The organism is Micromonospora sp. NPDC047620, assembly GCF_043205005.1.
Taxonomy (GTDB): domain Bacteria; phylum Actinomycetota; class Actinomycetes; order Mycobacteriales; family Micromonosporaceae; genus Micromonospora.
In genome coordinates this window covers 74,314-90,358 of record NZ_JBIDDG010000011.1, presented here as the reverse complement: position 1 = coordinate 90,358, position 16,045 = coordinate 74,314, and the positions used below count along the sequence as shown (strand labels likewise).

15 protein-coding genes are annotated in these 16,045 nt (G+C 75.1%); 1 reads left to right on the top strand and 14 read right to left on the bottom strand.

Annotated elements, in window-relative coordinates; all coding sequences use genetic code 11:
* The 3 genes from ribD to rpe form a co-directional block, all read right to left on the bottom strand.
* Window positions 1–1,062 (bottom strand): bifunctional diaminohydroxyphosphoribosylaminopyrimidine deaminase/5-amino-6-(5-phosphoribosylamino)uracil reductase RibD, encoded by a 1,062-nt coding sequence (gene ribD, locus ACGF5C_RS15540; protein WP_393301881.1) that lies wholly within the window; start codon window positions 1,060–1,062, stop codon window positions 1–3.
* A gap of 412 nt (window positions 1,063–1,474) precedes the next feature.
* The gene (locus ACGF5C_RS15535; RefSeq protein WP_393301878.1) at window positions 1,475–2,431 is read right to left on the bottom strand and encodes a response regulator; all 957 of its coding nucleotides are present in this window, start codon (window positions 2,429–2,431) and stop codon (window positions 1,475–1,477) included.
* Window position 2,432: 1 nt separating this feature from the next.
* Complete coding sequence (gene rpe / locus ACGF5C_RS15530) at window positions 2,433–3,113, bottom strand: ribulose-phosphate 3-epimerase (RefSeq protein WP_350708927.1); 681 nt, start codon at window positions 3,111–3,113, stop codon at window positions 2,433–2,435.
* 316 nt (window positions 3,114–3,429) lie between these two features.
* On the opposite strand from rpe, the gene ACGF5C_RS15525 reads away from it, so the two are divergent.
* Window positions 3,430–4,320: a septum formation family protein gene (locus ACGF5C_RS15525; protein ID WP_393301875.1), complete on the top strand. Its 891-nt coding sequence runs from the start codon at window positions 3,430–3,432 to the stop codon at window positions 4,318–4,320.
* 75 nt (window positions 4,321–4,395) lie between these two features.
* Here ACGF5C_RS15525 and ACGF5C_RS15520 read toward each other — a convergent pair whose 3' ends face one another.
* The 11 genes from ACGF5C_RS15520 to pyrF all read right to left on the bottom strand — a co-directional run bounded on the left by ACGF5C_RS15520 (window position 4,396) and on the right by pyrF (window position 15,950).
* Window positions 4,396–5,940, bottom strand: coding sequence for an RsmB/NOP family class I SAM-dependent RNA methyltransferase (locus tag ACGF5C_RS15520; protein WP_393301872.1), 1,545 nt, complete (start codon window positions 5,938–5,940; stop codon window positions 4,396–4,398).
* Entirely contained in the window at window positions 5,937–6,863 is a 927-nt protein-coding gene (gene fmt / locus ACGF5C_RS15515) for a methionyl-tRNA formyltransferase (protein WP_393301869.1), read from the bottom strand. Before fmt ends, ACGF5C_RS15520 begins: the two co-directional genes overlap by 4 nt.
* Before the next feature lie 7 nt (window positions 6,864–6,870).
* The gene (gene def / locus ACGF5C_RS15510; protein WP_393301866.1) at window positions 6,871–7,431 is read right to left on the bottom strand and encodes a peptide deformylase; all 561 of its coding nucleotides are present in this window, start codon (window positions 7,429–7,431) and stop codon (window positions 6,871–6,873) included.
* A gap of 195 nt (window positions 7,432–7,626) precedes the next feature.
* Complete coding sequence (locus ACGF5C_RS15505) at window positions 7,627–8,610, bottom strand: AAA family ATPase (protein ID WP_393301863.1); 984 nt, start codon at window positions 8,608–8,610, stop codon at window positions 7,627–7,629.
* Window positions 8,611–9,034: 424 nt separating this feature from the next.
* On the bottom strand, window positions 9,035–11,176 hold the full coding sequence (locus ACGF5C_RS15500) for a primosomal protein N' (protein WP_393302223.1): 2,142 nt from the start codon (window positions 11,174–11,176) through the stop codon (window positions 9,035–9,037).
* Between the two features lie 65 nt (window positions 11,177–11,241).
* Entirely contained in the window at window positions 11,242–12,435 is a 1,194-nt protein-coding gene (gene metK / locus ACGF5C_RS15495) for a methionine adenosyltransferase (RefSeq protein WP_350708937.1), read from the bottom strand.
* Window positions 12,436–12,525: 90 nt separating this feature from the next.
* Window positions 12,526–13,734 carry a bifunctional phosphopantothenoylcysteine decarboxylase/phosphopantothenate--cysteine ligase CoaBC gene (gene coaBC, locus ACGF5C_RS15490; RefSeq protein WP_393301859.1) on the bottom strand — a complete coding sequence of 403 codons (1,209 nt, stop codon included), beginning with the start codon at window positions 13,732–13,734 and terminating at the stop codon, window positions 12,526–12,528.
* A gap of 14 nt (window positions 13,735–13,748) precedes the next feature.
* A complete protein-coding gene (gene rpoZ, locus ACGF5C_RS15485) occupies window positions 13,749–14,012 on the bottom strand; it encodes a DNA-directed RNA polymerase subunit omega (RefSeq protein WP_007075826.1) in 264 nt (87 codons plus the stop codon).
* Window positions 14,013–14,058: 46 nt separating this feature from the next.
* The gene (locus ACGF5C_RS15480; protein WP_393301856.1) at window positions 14,059–14,592 is read right to left on the bottom strand and encodes a guanylate kinase; all 534 of its coding nucleotides are present in this window, start codon (window positions 14,590–14,592) and stop codon (window positions 14,059–14,061) included.
* Window positions 14,593–14,617: 25 nt separating this feature from the next.
* Window positions 14,618–14,935 (bottom strand): integration host factor, actinobacterial type, encoded by a 318-nt coding sequence (gene mihF, locus ACGF5C_RS15475; RefSeq protein ID WP_393301853.1) that lies wholly within the window; start codon window positions 14,933–14,935, stop codon window positions 14,618–14,620.
* A 178-nt stretch (window positions 14,936–15,113) separates the two neighbouring features.
* On the bottom strand, window positions 15,114–15,950 hold the full coding sequence (gene pyrF, locus ACGF5C_RS15470; RefSeq protein WP_393301850.1) for an orotidine-5'-phosphate decarboxylase: 837 nt from the start codon (window positions 15,948–15,950) through the stop codon (window positions 15,114–15,116).
* Between the last annotated feature and the right edge of the window lie 95 nt (window positions 15,951–16,045).

Below are 16,045 nucleotides of genomic sequence, written 5' to 3'. Positions count from 1 at the left end.
TCAGCCCTCCCTCTTCCGGGGCAGCGCGGTGATCCGCAGGTCCGGTCCGACCTGCGTGACGTCGACGTACTCCAGGTCGATGGCCTCGGCGATGGTGGTCACACCGGCGTCCACCAGGGCGGTCGGGCCGGCGCCGAGCAGCCGGGGCGCGACGTAGCCGACGATCTTGTCGACCAGGCCGGCGGCGAGGAAGGCGCCGGCCAGCGTGGGGCCCCCCTCCAGCAGCGCCGCCCGGACCCCGCGCCCGTGCAGCGCGGCGAGCAGCGCCGGCAGGTCGACCCGGCCGTCGGGCCCGACGCCGACCTCCGCGGCGGTGGCGACCCACGTCCGGGCCGCGCCGTCGCGGACCCGGGCCTCGACCGGCGTACGCCCCGCCGAGTCCACCACCACCCGCAGCGGCTGCCGGATGCTGAGGGTGCCGTCGCGCAGGTTGCGGGCGGTGAGCCGGGGATCGTCGGTGAGCACCGTGCCCACCCCGGCGATCACCGCGTCGACGGTGCCGCGCAGCGCGTGCACGTCCATCCGGGCCGCCTCGGACGTGATCCACATGCTGGTGCCGTCGGCCGCCGCCGACCGGCCGTCCAGCGTGGCGGCGAACTTCCAGATCACGTACGGCCAGCCGCGGCGCATCGAGGTGAGCCAGGCGATGTTGCCGGCCTCGGCCTCGGCCTCGCGTACCCCCAGGTCCACCTGGACCCCGGCGGCGCGCAGCGTGGCGGCCCCGCCGGAGGCGACCGGGTTGGGGTCGGGCACGGCGATGACCACCCGGGCGACGCCGGCCTGGACCAGCGCGGTGCTACAGGGACCGGTGCGGCCGGTGTGGTCGCAGGGCTCGAGGGTGACCACGGCGGTGCCGCCGCGGGCGCGCTCCCCCGCCTGGGCGAGCGCGACGATTTCGGCGTGCGGCCCGCCGGCGTAGGCGTGGAACCCCTCGCCGACGACCTGGCCGTCGACGTCCAGCAGCACGCAGCCGACCACGGGGTTGGGGCTGGTCGTGCCGAGACCGCGCGCGGCGAGTTCGACCGCGCGACGCATCGCCTCGTCGACGGAGACGCCCCCCATTGCCCTGCCTCTCACTCGCCGGTCGGCGCGCGGGCGGGTCACGGGAGGCAACGGCACGGGCCGCGGGCGTGCGGCGGCGGAGGTCCGGGTACGGCGGAGCCGACCCGGGGGGCGCGCACGGCACGCTGAGGTCAGCTGCCGGGCAGGGCCCGTCCGTCCCGCGCGCTGTCTCCCATCCGGACTGTCTGGGCGCGGTCTCCCGCCCCCAACCGTCGGCCCCGGATTCTCACCAGGTCCACCGGGCGGCACGAGGCCGACCGGGTCGCGGGCTTACCACGGTCACGCCGTGGATCACCGCCGGTTCGGAATTACACCGAGTCCCGCCAGCGCGTGGTGGGTACACCGGCAGTCTTACACGCCCGACGGGGGGTGGCGCCACCGAGGCGAGCTACTTCACAGCGGGAATACGCGGTCACGTCACCCCGCGTCGCCGGTCCACCGCCACGTACGAGCCGGGCTGGCTCTTGGCCACCGTCTTCATCTCGGAGGCGACCGCGATCGCCTCGAGGGGGTTGGTGAACCGCTTGTTGGCGTCGGAGATGGAGACGCCGATGGAGAGGGTGACCAGGGCGGCGCGCCGGATGTTGCCCCGCCGGTCCTTCAGCTCCACGTAGCCGCGGGCGGCGTCGGCGGGGTCGTAGAGCGAGTCGGCGGCCTTCTCGAAGTCGGCGGACACCCGCGAGGTGAGCGGACGCACCTGCTCCGGCGTGCAGACGATGACGAAGTCGTCGCCGCCGACGTGGCCGAGGAAGGCCGGCGGCAGCCCCACCGAGACCACCGCCCGGTGCAGGCTGCGCGCCAGGGCCGAGATGAAGTCGTCGCCGCGCACGAAGCCGTACCGGTCGTTGACGCTCTTGAACCGGTCGATGTCGATGTAGCCGACGGCGTAGTCGACGCCGCTGCGGACCCGGTCGGAGATCTCCCGGCGGATCCGGCTGTTGCCGGGCAGCCCGGTCAGCGGGGAGACCTCGCGGAACTCCTTGTTGCGCCGCAGCGTCGAGCTGACCCGGGCCACCAGTTCCGCCGTGTCGAAGGGCTTGACCAGGTAGTCGTCGGCGCCGGCGCTGAGCCCGTGCACCTTGTCCACCGTCATGCCCTTGGCGGTCAGCATGATCACCGGCAGCGCCGAGGTCATCGGGTCGGCCCGCAGCCGCCGGGTCAGCTCCAGCCCGTCGATGCGCGGCATCATCAGGTCGACCACGGCCAGGTCGGGACGCTGGCGCTCGATCACCTCGAGCGCCTCCTGCCCGTCGCCGGCGTGGATCACCTCGAAGCCGTGCAGCCGCAGGTTGAACTCGACGAAGCGCGCGATGTCCTCGTCGTCGTCGACGACGAGGATGATGTCCTTGCGGTCGCCGCCGGGCTCCACCTCAGGCCCCGGGGGCGGCGCGTTCCGCGAGTGCCCGCAGCTTCCGGACGGCCTCGGCGGGGTCGTCGGCGCCGTAGACGGCGGTGCCGGCGACGAAGGCGTCCGCGCCGGCCTCGGCCGCCTGCGCGATGGTGTCGGCGGCGATCCCCCCGTCGACCTCGATGCGCAGTTCGAGGTGGCCGCTGTCGACGTGCCGGCGGGCGGCGCGCACCTTGTCCAGCAGTTGCGGAATGAAGCGCTGCCCGCCGAAGCCGGCCTTGATCGTCATGATCAGCAGCGTGTCGAAGCTCGGCAGCAGCTCCAGGTACGGCTCGATCGGCGTGTCCCGGTCGATCGCCAGCCCGGCCTTCGCGCCGGCCGAGCGGAGGTCCTTGGCCAGCGCCACCGGGTCGTCGCACGCCTCGGCGTGGAACGTGACGTTGTACGCCCCGGCGTCGGCGTAGCCGGGGGCCCACCGGCGCGGGTCCTCGATCATCAGGTGCACGTCGAAGGGCAGCTCGGTGGCGGCCCGCAGGCTCTGCACCACGGGCAGCCCGATGGTCAGGTTGGGCACGAAGTGGTTGTCCATGACGTCCACGTGCAACCAGTCCGCGGCGTTCTCGACGGCACGGACCTCTTCGGCGAGGCGGGCGAAATCGGCGGCGAGGATGCTGGGCGCGACGATCGGCGGCGGTACGGTCACGGGGCCAGTGTACGAACGCGGTGACCGGCCGCCCGCAGCGCGCCACCACCGGGACACCCGGTGACCCGGCGGTGACCGGTCGTGCGGAACTGGCGGCTCGATTTCTGTCCCCGTCCCAGCGGGAGTGGGAGGACGGCGACCACGGGGTGCGGTGTCTCCTGTGGAGCGACGACCCGAAGCTGACCCGCTCGAGGCGGGGCGCCGGCCCGCAGGGAGGACTCCCCCGCGATCCGGGCGCGGTGCCGTATGCTGCCGCACCGTGACATGTCCGGCCGCCTCACGCCGGCCGGACCACGATCGGCGGGAGGTCGGGGCGATGCGACGGTGGTGGACGGCGGCCGCGGCCGGCGCGGTGGCGGCCCTGGCGCTGGCCGGCTGCGGCGCCCCGGCCGGCACCGACCGGGACCTGACCGACGACTGGCCGGCGCCCGCCGCGCCGCAGGCGTTCGTCCCCGCCACCGGGGCCTGCCACCGCGAGATTCAGGACGTCGGCTACCTCACCGCCTACAACCCGGTCGACTGCGCCGAGTCGCACCGCGCGGAGACCGTGCACGTCGGCACGTTCACCGGGGCGGCGGCCGAGCGCACCACGCCTCCGCCGGCCGGCTCGGCCGGCATCCGCGCCGCCCGGACCGAGTGCGACACGAAGGTCAACGAGGTGGTCGGCGGGGACTGGCGCTCCGGCCGGCTCGGGCTGAGCGTGGTGCTGCCGTCGCCGCAGGCGTGGGGCGGCGGCGCCCGCTGGTTCCGCTGCGACCTGAGCGAGCAGGCCAGCCTCGACGAGGCGAGCGCGAAGTTCCGGACGGGAAGCCTGAAGGGCGCCCTGGCCGGCGCCGCCCCGCTCGCCCACCGCTGCTTCAACCCCAAGCTGAGCGACGACGAGGTGCGGGAGATGGTGGAGGTGGCCTGCACCAGCAAGCACCACGCCGAGTTCGTCGGCGTCTGGCGGGCCCCGGACACCAGCTACGACGCCTTCACGCGGGACAGCCAGAAGGTGCACCGGGCCTGCCGCGCGCTGATCGCGACGTACGTCAAGGTGCCGAACAACGGCGACCTGAAGTACCGGGCGGGCTCGATCTTCTACCACCCCCTCGAAGCGGAGTGGCGCAACGGCAACCGGGGCGTGCAGTGCTTCCTCTGGGTCAGCGACCGCAACCTGACTCGATCGGTGAAGGGCGCCGGCGCGAAGGGCCTGCCGGTCACCTGAGCGCCCGGACCGGCACCGGACCGACCCGGCACGGGGCGGCCACCCGAGGGTGACCGCCCCGTCGGGCGTCCGTTGTCAGGTGCGGCGCAGCACCGCGAGGAACATCGCGTCGGTGCCGTGCCGGTGCGGCCACAGCTGCACCGTCGGCCCGTCGCCGAGGCCGGGCATCCCCGCCGGCAGCAGCGGCCGGGCGTCGACGAAGTCGACCGGCACCCCGGAGCGGCGGGCCGCCTCGGTCACCGTCACGTGCGTCTCCACGGTGTGCGGGGAGCACGTCACGTAGGCGACCAGGCCACCCGGACGGACGGCCCGCAGCGCCGCGGCGAGCAGCTCCCGCTGCAACCGGGTCAGCGGCGGCAGGTCCGACGGCTCGCGCCGCCAGCGGGACTCCGGCCGGCGGCGCAGCGACCCCAGCCCGGTGCAGGGAGCGTCGACCAGCACCCGGTCGAAGTGCGCCTCCGGCAGTTTCGGGTCGGCGCCGACCGTGCGGCCGTCGGTGTTCAGCACGTTCACCGGCAGGCCCCGGGTGGCCTGGGCGACCAGCCGCGCCCGGTGCTCGGAGACCTCGACGGCGGTCAGCCGCGCGTCCCGCTGCGCGGCGAGGGCGCCGAGCAGGCCGGACTTGCCGCCCGGGCCGGCGCACAGGTCGAGCCAGCGCCCGTCCGGGCCGTCGAGCGGGGCCACCGCCAGGGCGTTGGCCACCAGCTGGGAGCCCTCGTCCTGCACGTGGGCCCGCCCCTCGGCCAGCGCCGGCAGGTCGCCGGGCGCCCCGCCCGAAAGATAGACGGCGTACGGGGAGAAGGCCCCCGGGGCCCCGCCGACCTCGTCGGCCAGCGCAACCGGGTCGGCCAGCCCGGGCCGGGCGCACAGGTGCACCGGCGGGCGCTCGTTGTCCTCGATGAGCAGCCGGGCGGTCTCGCCGAGGTCGCCGCCGAGCGCCTCGGCGAAGGCCCGCACGATCCACTGCGGATGGCTGTACGCCAGCGCGAGGTGCCCGACCGGGTCGGTCTCCATCGGCGGGGCGAGCTTGGCCACCCAGGCGTCCGCGTCCCGGCCGGCGACCTCGCGCAGCACCGCGTTGGCGAAGCCCGTCGCGCCGGGGCCGACCGCGCGGACCAGGTCGACGGTCGAGGAGACCGCGGCGTGCGCCGGCACCCGGGTGTGCAGGAGTTGGTACGCCCCGAGCCGCAGCGCGTCGCGTACCGGCGGGTCGATGCGCTGCACGTCCCGCCCGGCCGCGTCGGTGAGGATCGCGTCGAGGGTGCCGAGGTGGCGCAGCGTGCCGTAGGTCAGCTCGGTGGCGAAGGCCGCGTCCCGGCCGGTCAGCCCGGTGTCACGCAGCAGCGACGGGAGCACCAGGTTGGCGTACGCGTCGTCCCGGTGCACCGCCGCGACGGCCTCGTACGCGACCTGCCGCGGCAGGTCCACCGCCGGGCGGGCCGGGCGACGGCCGCCGTCGCGCCGCTCGCCGCCGGGGCGGGCGCCCCACCGGCCGCCCCCCGCCGACCGGTCGCCGCGCCGATCGCCCGCCGGGCGGTCGCCGCGCCCGGGGCCGCCGGGCCGCTCACCGCGTCGCTCCGCCGGGAAACGGTCGCCGGATGGCCGCTCGGGGCCCGTCACGCGAGCTCCTCCCCCGCCGCCACCCGGGCGCCGCGCGCCCAGTCGGTCGCCGCCATCGCCCGCTTGCCCGCGGCCCGCACCTCGCCGAGCCGCACCGGGACGGTGGCCGTGCCGGCCAGCACCCGGGACTTCTCCACCAGCAGCTCACCCGGCTTCAGCTCCGGGCCGTCGGCCACCGGAGCGACCGTGCCGAGCTTGACCCGCTCACCCCGGAAGGTCGTCCACGGCCCGGGCGCCGGCGTGCAGGCCCGGATCCGCCGGTCCACCGCGAACGCCGGGTCGGACCAGCGCACCCGGGCGTCCTCCACGGTCAGCTTCGGCGCCAGCGACACGCCGTCGGCGGGCTGCGGCTCGGCCCGGGCGGTGCCGTCGGCGATCGCGTCGAGGACGGCCACCAGCAGGCCCGCGCCGGAGTGGGCGAGCCGCTCCAGCAGGTCGCCGGAGGTGTCGGCCGGGCGGATCTCGTCGGTGAGCGTGCCGTAGACCGGCCCCGTGTCGAGGCCCTCCTCCAGCTGGAAGACGCTGGCCCCGGTCAGCTCGTCGCCGTGCAGCACGGCGTGCTGGACGGGCGCGGCCCCGCGCCACGCGGGCAGCAGGGAGAAGTGCAGGTTGATCCACCCGTGCCGGGGGATCTCCAGGGCGGCCGGCGGCACCAGCGCGCCGTACGCCACCACGGGGACGCAGTCCGGGGCCAGCTCGCGCAGCCGGTCCAGGAACTCCGGCTCGCGCGGGCGGGCCGGGGTGAGCACCTCGATCCCGTGCTCGTCGGCCCATGCCCCGACGGGGGACCGGGACAGCCCGCGCCCCCGCCCGGCGGGCGCGTCGGGGCGGGTGACCACGGCGACCAGCTCGTGGCGGGAGGCCGCCACGGCGGCCAGGGCGGGTACGGCGACGGCCGGTGTGCCGGCGAAGATCACGCGCACGGGCGGCTCACCGACCCAGGCCGAAGGGGCTGCTGGAGGCATGCGGGTTGAGCTTCACCGTCGGCGGGGCGGCCGGGTCGTACCACTCCGCCTGGCGGATCGCCTTCATCGCCTCCTTGCGGCCGGCCGGGTCCAGCCGGTCCACGAAGAGCACCCCGTCGAGGTGGTCCGTCTCGTGCTGCACGCAGCGCGCCATCAGGCCGGTGCCGACGATCTGCAGCGGGTCGCCGTAGCCGTTGAAGCCCTTGGCGATCACGTTCTGCCGGCGCTTGGTGTCGAAGTAGAGGCCCGGAATGGACAGGCAGCCCTCCGGCCCGTCCTGCTCCTCGGCGTCGGGAAACTCCAGCACCGGGTTGACCAGGTGGCCCAGCACGTCGTCGACGTCGAAGGTGAACACCCGCAGGCCCACACCGAGCTGCGGCGCGGCGAGGCCGGCGCCGTTCTGCTCACGCATCGTGTCGGTCAGGTCCGCGATGAGCTTGCGCAGCTCGACGTCGAAGTCGACCACCGGATCGGCCGGCGTGCGCAGCACCGGATCCCCGAACAGACGGATGGGCTGGACGGTCACTCGGCGTGGCTCCTTCGGCTGGACGACGTGGTGCCGTACCAGTCTACGGAGTGCCGGGAGCCGGCCCGGGCGGCGTACCGCGTTGCGCCGCCGCCGGTTCCGTGTCGATGATCACCACGCTGCCGCTCATACGTCCGGACGCTCGCGGAACAGCCGGCTGTCCCGCCGGTGCTGAGGTGCGGCCGACCGGGCGGATCAGGCGCCGGCGCCCGGCTCCCCGGCCAGCACCGTGCCCCCGCCGAGCAGGGCGTGCTCGGGCAGCGGCAGCTCGATCTTGTGGGCGGCCTCCCAGTCGTGGATCAGGGTCGGCCGGGCCTGGGCGGCGAAGTAGTCCACCGCGCTCATCCCGCCGACCACCGGCTCGTCGACCTCGGCGACGAGTTGGGCCGGCACCAGGCGGAAGCCGTTCTGCAGGGCGGCGCTGAGCCGGCGGTGCCCGTCGACGACGAAGAAGTACTCCCCCGTGTAGCCGATCCGCAGCGGCTCCAGCGCCTCGTCGCCGGCCGCGGCGACGTCGCCGACGAACTCCGAGTCCCACAGGTCGCGCAGGGCGGCGATGTCCTCGGTCGGGTAGACCCGGGCCGGGTCGAGCAGCAGCAGCGGCGGGGCGTCGCGCAGCACGTCCGCGCACAGCCGGCCCTCGTACGCGTCGACGATGTGCTCGATGACCTCGTCCGCGGAGGCGCGGGTGGTGTCGCAGATCAGGTCGTAGTTGCGCAGCCGTGCCTTGTCCACCCCGTAGCGGACGATGAACCGGCCCCGCTCGCTCTCGCTGCGCTCCCGTAGCTTGGCGGTGGCTTCCTCCAGCGACGTGTAGCTCTCGGCGGGGCCGGAGGGGCGGGCGAGCACCCGGCGGGCCGCCTCGCCCGGCTCGGTGATCATGTGCACCTTGAGCGCATCCGTGAAGAAGTGCCAGGCCAGCCGGGAGTCCATGACCAGCCGCTCGCCCGAGGCGGCGATGTCCCGCTGGAGCTGGTCGACGTAGCCGTCGACGGCCTGGTCCAGCTCGGCGTGCAGGTTGAGCTGCAGCGCGGTCATCTGCCGCTCCTGCGCCATCTGCCGGTAGAGGTCACCGACGCTGACCCGGCGCAGGCCGAGCCGCTTGGCGATCTCCACCGAGACGGTGCTCTTGCCGCTGCCGAGGTCACCATTGAAGACGATCGACTGACGAACGGTCACGACTGGCCCACCCCTGATCACCGGCTGATTGACATCATCGACATCGCGCCGAACCGACGCGCTCCCGCCATCGTCGCGCGATCCTGCGACAACTCCAGCTCGGCGCGTCTGACGCCGCGCCGCGACCTGGAGCCGTCGTACGCCCGGGCATGACGGGCGATGCTATCACCCGCTCACGGGCCGCCCGCCGCACCTGGCGTGCGACGGCGGGCCGGTCGGGCGCCCGGAACGGCGGGACCGTGCGGCGGATCACGGGCGGCCCATCGCGGGCGGCCCGGCCGTGGCGAGGGATCGCGCTCGACCCGGCCGTGGGGAGGAATCGCGGGCGGCACGGCCGTGGCGACGGATCACCGGCGGCCCGGCCGTGGCGAGGGACCACCGGCGGCGCAGGCCGTGGTCACGGGCGGCATGGGTGTCGGCCGGGTCAGAAGAGGCTGAGCGGGTCCACCTGGAGACGGACCGGGTCGACGGCCTTGCGCGCCGTGCGCACCCCGGCCGCCGAGTGCAGCGCACCGGCCAGCGCGGCCGCCCGGGCCCGGGGCACCCGGACCAGCATCCGCTCCCGCTCCCCGTCGGCCGGCACCGGCCCGAGCAGCTCGGCCTCTGCCGGGAGCCGGGCCTCGGCCAGCAGGTCGGCCACCGCCGCCGGCGGTCCGGTCACGCTGGCCATCCGCACCGCCGGCGGGAAGCCCAGCTCCCGCCGCTCGGCCAGCTCCCGGGCGGCGAACCAGGCGGCGTCCCAGCGCAGCAGCGCCTGCACCGGGGCGAGGGCGCCGTCGGCGACCACCACCACCCGGCCGCCGCCGGCCGCGGGGCGGGCCAGCGCGGCGGCGGCCAGCCAGCGGCGCAGTGCCTCCTCCCCCGCCCGCAGGTCGGCCCGGGTGAGCAGGGCCCAGGAGTCGAGCAGCAGCACCGCGCCGAAGCCGCCCTCGGCGACCGGCTCGGCGCCGGGGGTGGCGATGACCAGGCCGGCGCCGCCGGGCACGGTGGCGAGCACCTCCTCACGGCCGGAGGTGCGCACCGGCACGCCGGGGAAGGCCCGCCCCAGCTCCTCGGCGGTACGCCGGGCGCCGGTGACGGAGGCGCGCAGCCGCCGCCCGCCGCACTCCGGGCAGGCGTACGCGGCGGCGACCCGCCCGCACCACCGGCAGGCCGGGCTGCCCTCGGCCGAGGGCAGCGCGAGCGGCCCGGCGCAGTGCGGGCACCGGGCCGGGGTCCGGCACTCGGCGCAGGCCACCGAGGGCAGGTAGCCGCGGCGGGGCACCTGGACCAGCACCGGCAGGTCGGCCCGGATCGCCTCGCGGGCGGTGGTCCAGGCCAGGCTGGGCAGCCGGGCGGTGACCGCCCCGGGGTCCCGGGCCAGCTGCGGGTCGTCGCCGGTGGGCGCGATCGCCGGCATCCGGGCCCGCAGGGTGGCCCGGTCGGCCACCACCTCGCGGGCCCACCCGGTCTCCACCAGCAGCTGTGCCTCGGCCGTGCGGGTGAACCCGCCGACCAGGGCGGCGGCGTCGCCGAGCTGGGCGCGGGTGAGCAGCACCTCCCGGGCGTGCGGGTAGGGGGCCCGGGGCTCGGCGTGCAGGTCGTCGCCGTCGTCCCAGATCGCCACCAGGCCGAGGCGGGCGACCGGGGCGAACATCGCGGCGCGGGTGCCGACCACCACGGGCACGTCGCCGCGCCGGGCGGCGAGGAACGCCCGGTAGCGCCGGGCGGGGCCGAGTGCGGCGGAAAGGCAGACGTGCCGCCCCGGACCCAGGGCGGCGTGCAGGGCGGCGTCGAGGCGATCCAGGTCGCGGTTGTCGGCGACCACCACCACCGCGCCCCGGCCGCCGGCGACGGTCGCGGCGACGGCCTCGGCGTACCGGGCGGGCCAGTCCTCCCCGGGCAGCGCCGACCAGACCGCGCGGGGTGCCCGCCCGTCGGCCAGCGCCCGGAGCAGGGCCGGCCCGGCCGGGTAGTCCCGCCAGGCGTCCGGACCGGGCCCGACCACCGGCCCGGCGCCCGCCGGGGCGTCCACCGGCACCGCGACCTCGGGCACGGCGACCTCGGCGGGACCGTCGTCCGGCACGCTGGAGCCTCCGCCGGACGCCGTGGGGCCGCCCTCCGCCGCCGCGGCGTCTCCGCCGGACACGGCGGTGCCGCTGGCGGGCACGGCCGCGTCCCCGGCCGGCACGAACGCGTCCCCGCCCGGCACAGGCGCGTCCCCGGCCGGCACGGGACCGTCCCCGGCCGGCACGGCCGCGTCGCGGGCGCGGACGTCCTTCTCCACCCGGGCGTGCCGGGGCGGTACGGCGAGGCGGAGCACGTCGGCGAGGCTGCCGGCGTAGCGGTCGGCGACCGCCCGGGCCAGCCGGGCGACCTCCGGGGCGAGCACCGGTTCCGGCGATACGACCTTCTCCAGGTACGCCAGGCGGCCGGTGTGCCCCGAGTCGTCGGCCCGCTCCAGCAGCCAGCCGTCGACGAGCTGCCCCGCGAAGCGGACCTTCACCCGCGTGCCCGGAACGGCGTCGGCGTCCAGCTCGGCGGGGACGAGGTAGTCGAACGGACGGTCCAGGTGGGCCAAAGGCAGGTCGACGCAGACGCGAGCGACCGGCGACCCCGCAGCGGGTCGCCGGTCGCTGCGCCTGGTGCCGGTCAGGCTCCCGCGGCCGACTTGAGGTCGGCGGCCCGGTCGGTGCTCTCCCAGGTCAGGTCCGGCAGCTCACGGCCGAAGTGGCCGTACGCGGCGGTCTGCTGGTAGATCGGGCGGAGCAGGTTGAGGTCGCGGATGATGGCGGCCGGGCGCAGGTCGAAGACCTCGGTGACGGCCTGCTCGATCGAGGCGACCGGCACGGTCTCGGTGCCGAACGTCTCGACGAAGAGGCTGACCGGGTGGGCCTTGCCGATCGCGTAGGCGACCTGCACCTCGCACCGCTCGGCCAGGCCGGCGGCGACCACGTTCTTGGCCACCCAGCGGGTCGCGTACGCCGCCGAGCGGTCGACCTTCGACGGGTCCTTGCCGGAGAACGCGCCGCCGCCGTGCCGGGCGTAACCGCCGTAGGTGTCGACGATGATCTTGCGTCCGGTCAGGCCGGCGTCGCCCATCGGCCCGCCGATCTCGAACCGGCCGGTCGGGTTGACCAGCAGCCGGTAGCCCTCGGTGTCCAGGCCGAGGCTCTCCAGCTCCGGGGCGATGACGTGCTCGCGCACGTCGGGGGTGAGCAGCGAGTCCAGCGAGATGTCCGCGGCGTGCTGGCTGGAGACGACCACCGTGTTGAGCCGGACCGGGCGCAGCCCCTCGTACTCGATGGTGACCTGGGTCTTGCCGTCCGGGCGCAGGTAGGGGATGGTGCCGTCCTTGCGCACCTGCGACAGCCGGCGGGCCAGCCGGTGCGCCAACGCGATCGGCAGCGGCATCAGCTCGGGCGTCTCCGAGCAGGCGAACCCGAACATCATGCCCTGGTCGCCGGCGCCCTGGGCGTCCAGCGCGCTCTCCGAGGCCCCGGTACGCAGCTCGAAGGCGTTGTCGACGCCCTGGGCGATGTCCGCCGACTGGGCGCCGATGGAGACGTTGACGCCACAGGAAGCGCCGTCGAAGCCCTTCTTCGACGAGTCGTAGCCGATGTCGAGGATGGTCCGACGGACGATGGTCGGGATGTCGGCGTACGCCTTGGTGGTCACCTCGCCGGCGATGTGCACCTGGCCGGTGGTGATCAAGGTCTCGACCGCGACCCGGCTGCGCGGGTCCTCGGCGAGCAGTGCGTCGAGAATGCCGTCGCTGATCTGGTCGGCGATCTTGTCCGGGTGGCCTTCCGTGACCGATTCGGAAGTGAAGAGGCGGCGTGTCACGGCACTCCTAGCTTGTGGATAAGTCGTTCCGCGGAAGTCTAGTCATCCGCGCGCGCGCCGGGGGCCTTCGGTCATGCTCGGTTCCAGCCGTCAGGAACGGTCGGGCAACCGGGCCGTCACGAGGTCCCAGACGGCGTCGGCGAGGTCCTCCTTGGACTGTTCGGGCAGCCGGCTGACCGACCCGTCCGCGCCGATGACGGTCGCCGCGTTGGTGTCGGCGCCGAAGACCTTGTCGGTGCCGACCTCGTTGATCACGATGAGGTCCGCCCGCTTGCGGGCGAGCTTGGCCCGGCCGTTGGCCTCGGCGTCGCCGGTCTCCGCGGCGAACACCACCAGCACCTGCTCCGGGCGACGGCGCTGGCCCAGCTCGGCGGCGATGTCCGGGTTGGTGACGAGCGCGATGGTGGGCGCGTCGCCGTCGTCCGACTTCTTGATTTTGCCAGGCGCGTAGGTCGCCGGGCGGAAATCGGCGGGAGCCGCCGCCATCACCACCGCGTCGGCCCCGGCGGCCGCCGCGAGCGTGGCCTCCCGCAGCTCGGCGGTGGTGCCGACCCGGACCAGGTCGACGCCCGCCGGGTCGGGCAGCGAGACGTTGGCCGAGATCAGGGTGACCCGGGCGCCGCGGGCGACGGCGCAGCGGGCGAAGGCGTAGCCCTGCTTGCCGGAGGAGCGGTTGCCCAGGAAACGGACCGGGTCGAGGGGCTCGCGGGTGCCGCCGGCGGTCACCACGACGTGCCGCCCGGCCAGGTCGGCGGGGGCGGCGACGCCCCGGGCCAGGGCCCGGCGGGCGACCGCGAAGATCTCCGCCGGGTCGGGCAGTCGACCCTTGCCGGTGTCGGCCCCGGTGAGCCGGCCGACGGCGGGCTCGACCACCCGGACGCCCCGGGAGCGCAGCGTCGCGACGTTGGCGACGGTGGCGGGGTGCTCCCACATCTCGGTGTGCATGGCCGGGGCCAGCACGACCGGGCAGCGGGCGGTGAGCAGCGTGTTGGTCAGCAAGTCGTCGGCGAGACCGTGGGCGGCTTTGGCGAGCAGGTCGGCGGTGGCCGGCGCGACCACGACGAGGTCGGCCTGCTGGCCGAGCCGGACGTGCGGCACCTCGTGCACGTCGGACCAGACGTCGTCGGCGACCGGCTGGCCGGAGAGCGCCGCCCAGGTCGGCGCCCCGACGAAGCGGAGCGCCGACGCGGTCGGCACGACCCGGACCCGGTGACCCGACTCGGTGAAGAGTCGCAGCAGCTCGCACGCCTTGTAGGCGGCGATGCCGCCGCCGACCCCGAGGACGATCCGGGGGGACATCGGGGCGGGGCGGGTTACGGCTGGTCGGTCGGCTCGGCGGTGAGCAGGCCCGCGTTGATCTCGCGCATGGCGATGGAGAGCGGCTTCTCCTGCGGGGTGGTCTCGACCAGCGGGCCGACGTACTCCAGCAGGCCCTCACCGAGCTGGCTGTAGTAGGCGTTGACCTGGCGCGCGCGCTTGGCGGCGAAGATGACCAGCGCGTACTTCGACGTCGTCTTCTCGAGGAGCTCGTCGATCGGCGGGTTGGTGATGCCTTCGGGGTTTGCGATGGATCCCACGAATTAACCTCTGCGTCTATCGCACCGCGGACAGCGGTGCTGGCGGTCAACCGCGCAGATGCGGTCGCGCCGGAGCCAGAAAGGAAGAACCGGACAAGCCTACCAGCTCCTCGACGACCCGATCGGTGAGGTCGTGCGCGACGGTGTGGTCGAACGCCGCCAGGGTGTCCGCCGGGGGGAGGATGCCGGGCGGGTGCAGCAGCACCAGCCGGGCGTCGGGCAGCGCCGCCCGGACCAGCAGCGCGCCGGCGAGGTCGAGGCCGAGCAGCACCGGCTGCCCGGCGACCAGCCGGGCCCGCACCGGCCCGCCCGGCGTGCCGCGCCGGTGGGGCCCGGCCCGGCTCCACTCCAGCAGCTCCCCCGCCGCGACCATGCGGTCGAACTCCGGCGGGGTCAGGAAGAGGCGGTCCACCCCGTCCAGCTCGCCCTCACGACGGGGGCGCGTGGTGGCCGGCACCGGGACCCACACGGACGGAGAACGCGCCCGGACGCACTCGACGACACTCTCCGTGCCCGAACCCTCGGGTCCGGCCAGGACAGTGAGCCGAGCCGCCGGGCGCGCCTCGTCATCCGTGCTCACTGCTTGTTTCTACACGCTGCCAGCCTCAGTTGGCGGCGAACTCCCCAAGCAGTGCCTTGCGCTGCTGCTCGCCGAGGCCACGCAGGCGACGGCTGTCGGCGATCTTGAGCTTCTCCATGATCTGGGTGGCCCGGATCTTGCCGATACCCGGCATCGCCTGCAGCACGGCGGAGACCTTGGGCTTGCCGACGACGTCGTCGGACTCGGCGCGCTCGAGGACGGCTCCGAGGGTGGTCTTGCCCTGCTTGAGCTGCTCCTTCAGCTCAGCACGGGCCTTGCGGATCTCCGCGGCCTTCTCCAGCGCGGCAGCGCGCTGTTCCGGGGTCAGTGACGGGAGCGGCACCAGTTCTCCTCAGGTCCCTATCGCGACGGGCGGGACGCCACGCCGCATCTGTGAAACGTGGTGTCGCTGTGAACCAAGGGGTCCGTGGTTCCCAGCGCCGGGAAAACTAGCGGCCAACGACGCTTTCGGCAACGTGGACGCGCGATGATCATCGCAAAGTGACCGAGCCGTCAGTCAGTCAGCCGGCAGTCAGGGCAGCCCGGCAGTCGGCCAGGGCCCGGTCCGCGGCGGCCCGCAGCGCGACCGCGTCCGGGCCCGCGTTCAGCACCTCGCGGGAGTACGAGGGCAGCACGGCGGGCAGGCTGGAGCCGAAGACGACGCGCAGATCCGCCGCGGTGGCGCCCTGCGCCCCGAGGCCCGGGGCGAGCAGCGGGCCGTTGACCCGGGACAGGTCGTGGCCGGTGTCGCCGATGGTCGCGCCGACCACCAGGCCGAAGCTGCCGAGCGGCTCCGCACCCGCGTTGAGCTGGGAGATCTCGTCGATGACGGTCTGCGCCACGGTCCGCCCGTCGGCGGTGCGGGCGCGCTGCACGGCGGCGCCCTCGGGGTTGCTGGTGAGCGCCAGCACGAAGACCCCGCCGCCGTGCTCGGCGGCCAGCTCGAACATCGGGGCGAGCGAGCCGACTCCGAGGTACGGGCTCGCCGTCACCGCGTCGACATGGACCGGACTGGATGGGTCAAGGTACGCCGAGGCGTAGGCGGCGACGGTCGAGCCGATGTCGCCGCGCTTGACGTCGAGGAGAACGAGCGAGCCAGCCTCACGTAACTGTCGGATAGTTGACTCTAGGATCGCCACTCCGCGCGAGCCGAACCGTTCGAAAAACGCCGACTGGGGCTTGACCACCGCGACCCGGTCACCGAGGGCTTCCGCGACCGTCCGGGCGAACCGGTCAAGCCCCCGGACGTCGTCGTCGAGCCCCCAGCGGGCCAGCAGCCCCGGGTGCGGGTCGATGCCGACGCAGAGCGGCCCACGCTCGGTGACGGCCCGGTGCAGGCGGGCGCCGAAGCTCTCCATCCGGTTCTCTCCCTCTCCTCGCCCGGGCGTCCGCCGCCCGGGGCACGCTCGTCGGCGGGCGGCGCGCGCCGCCCGCGTACTCCCGCCGGACCGTG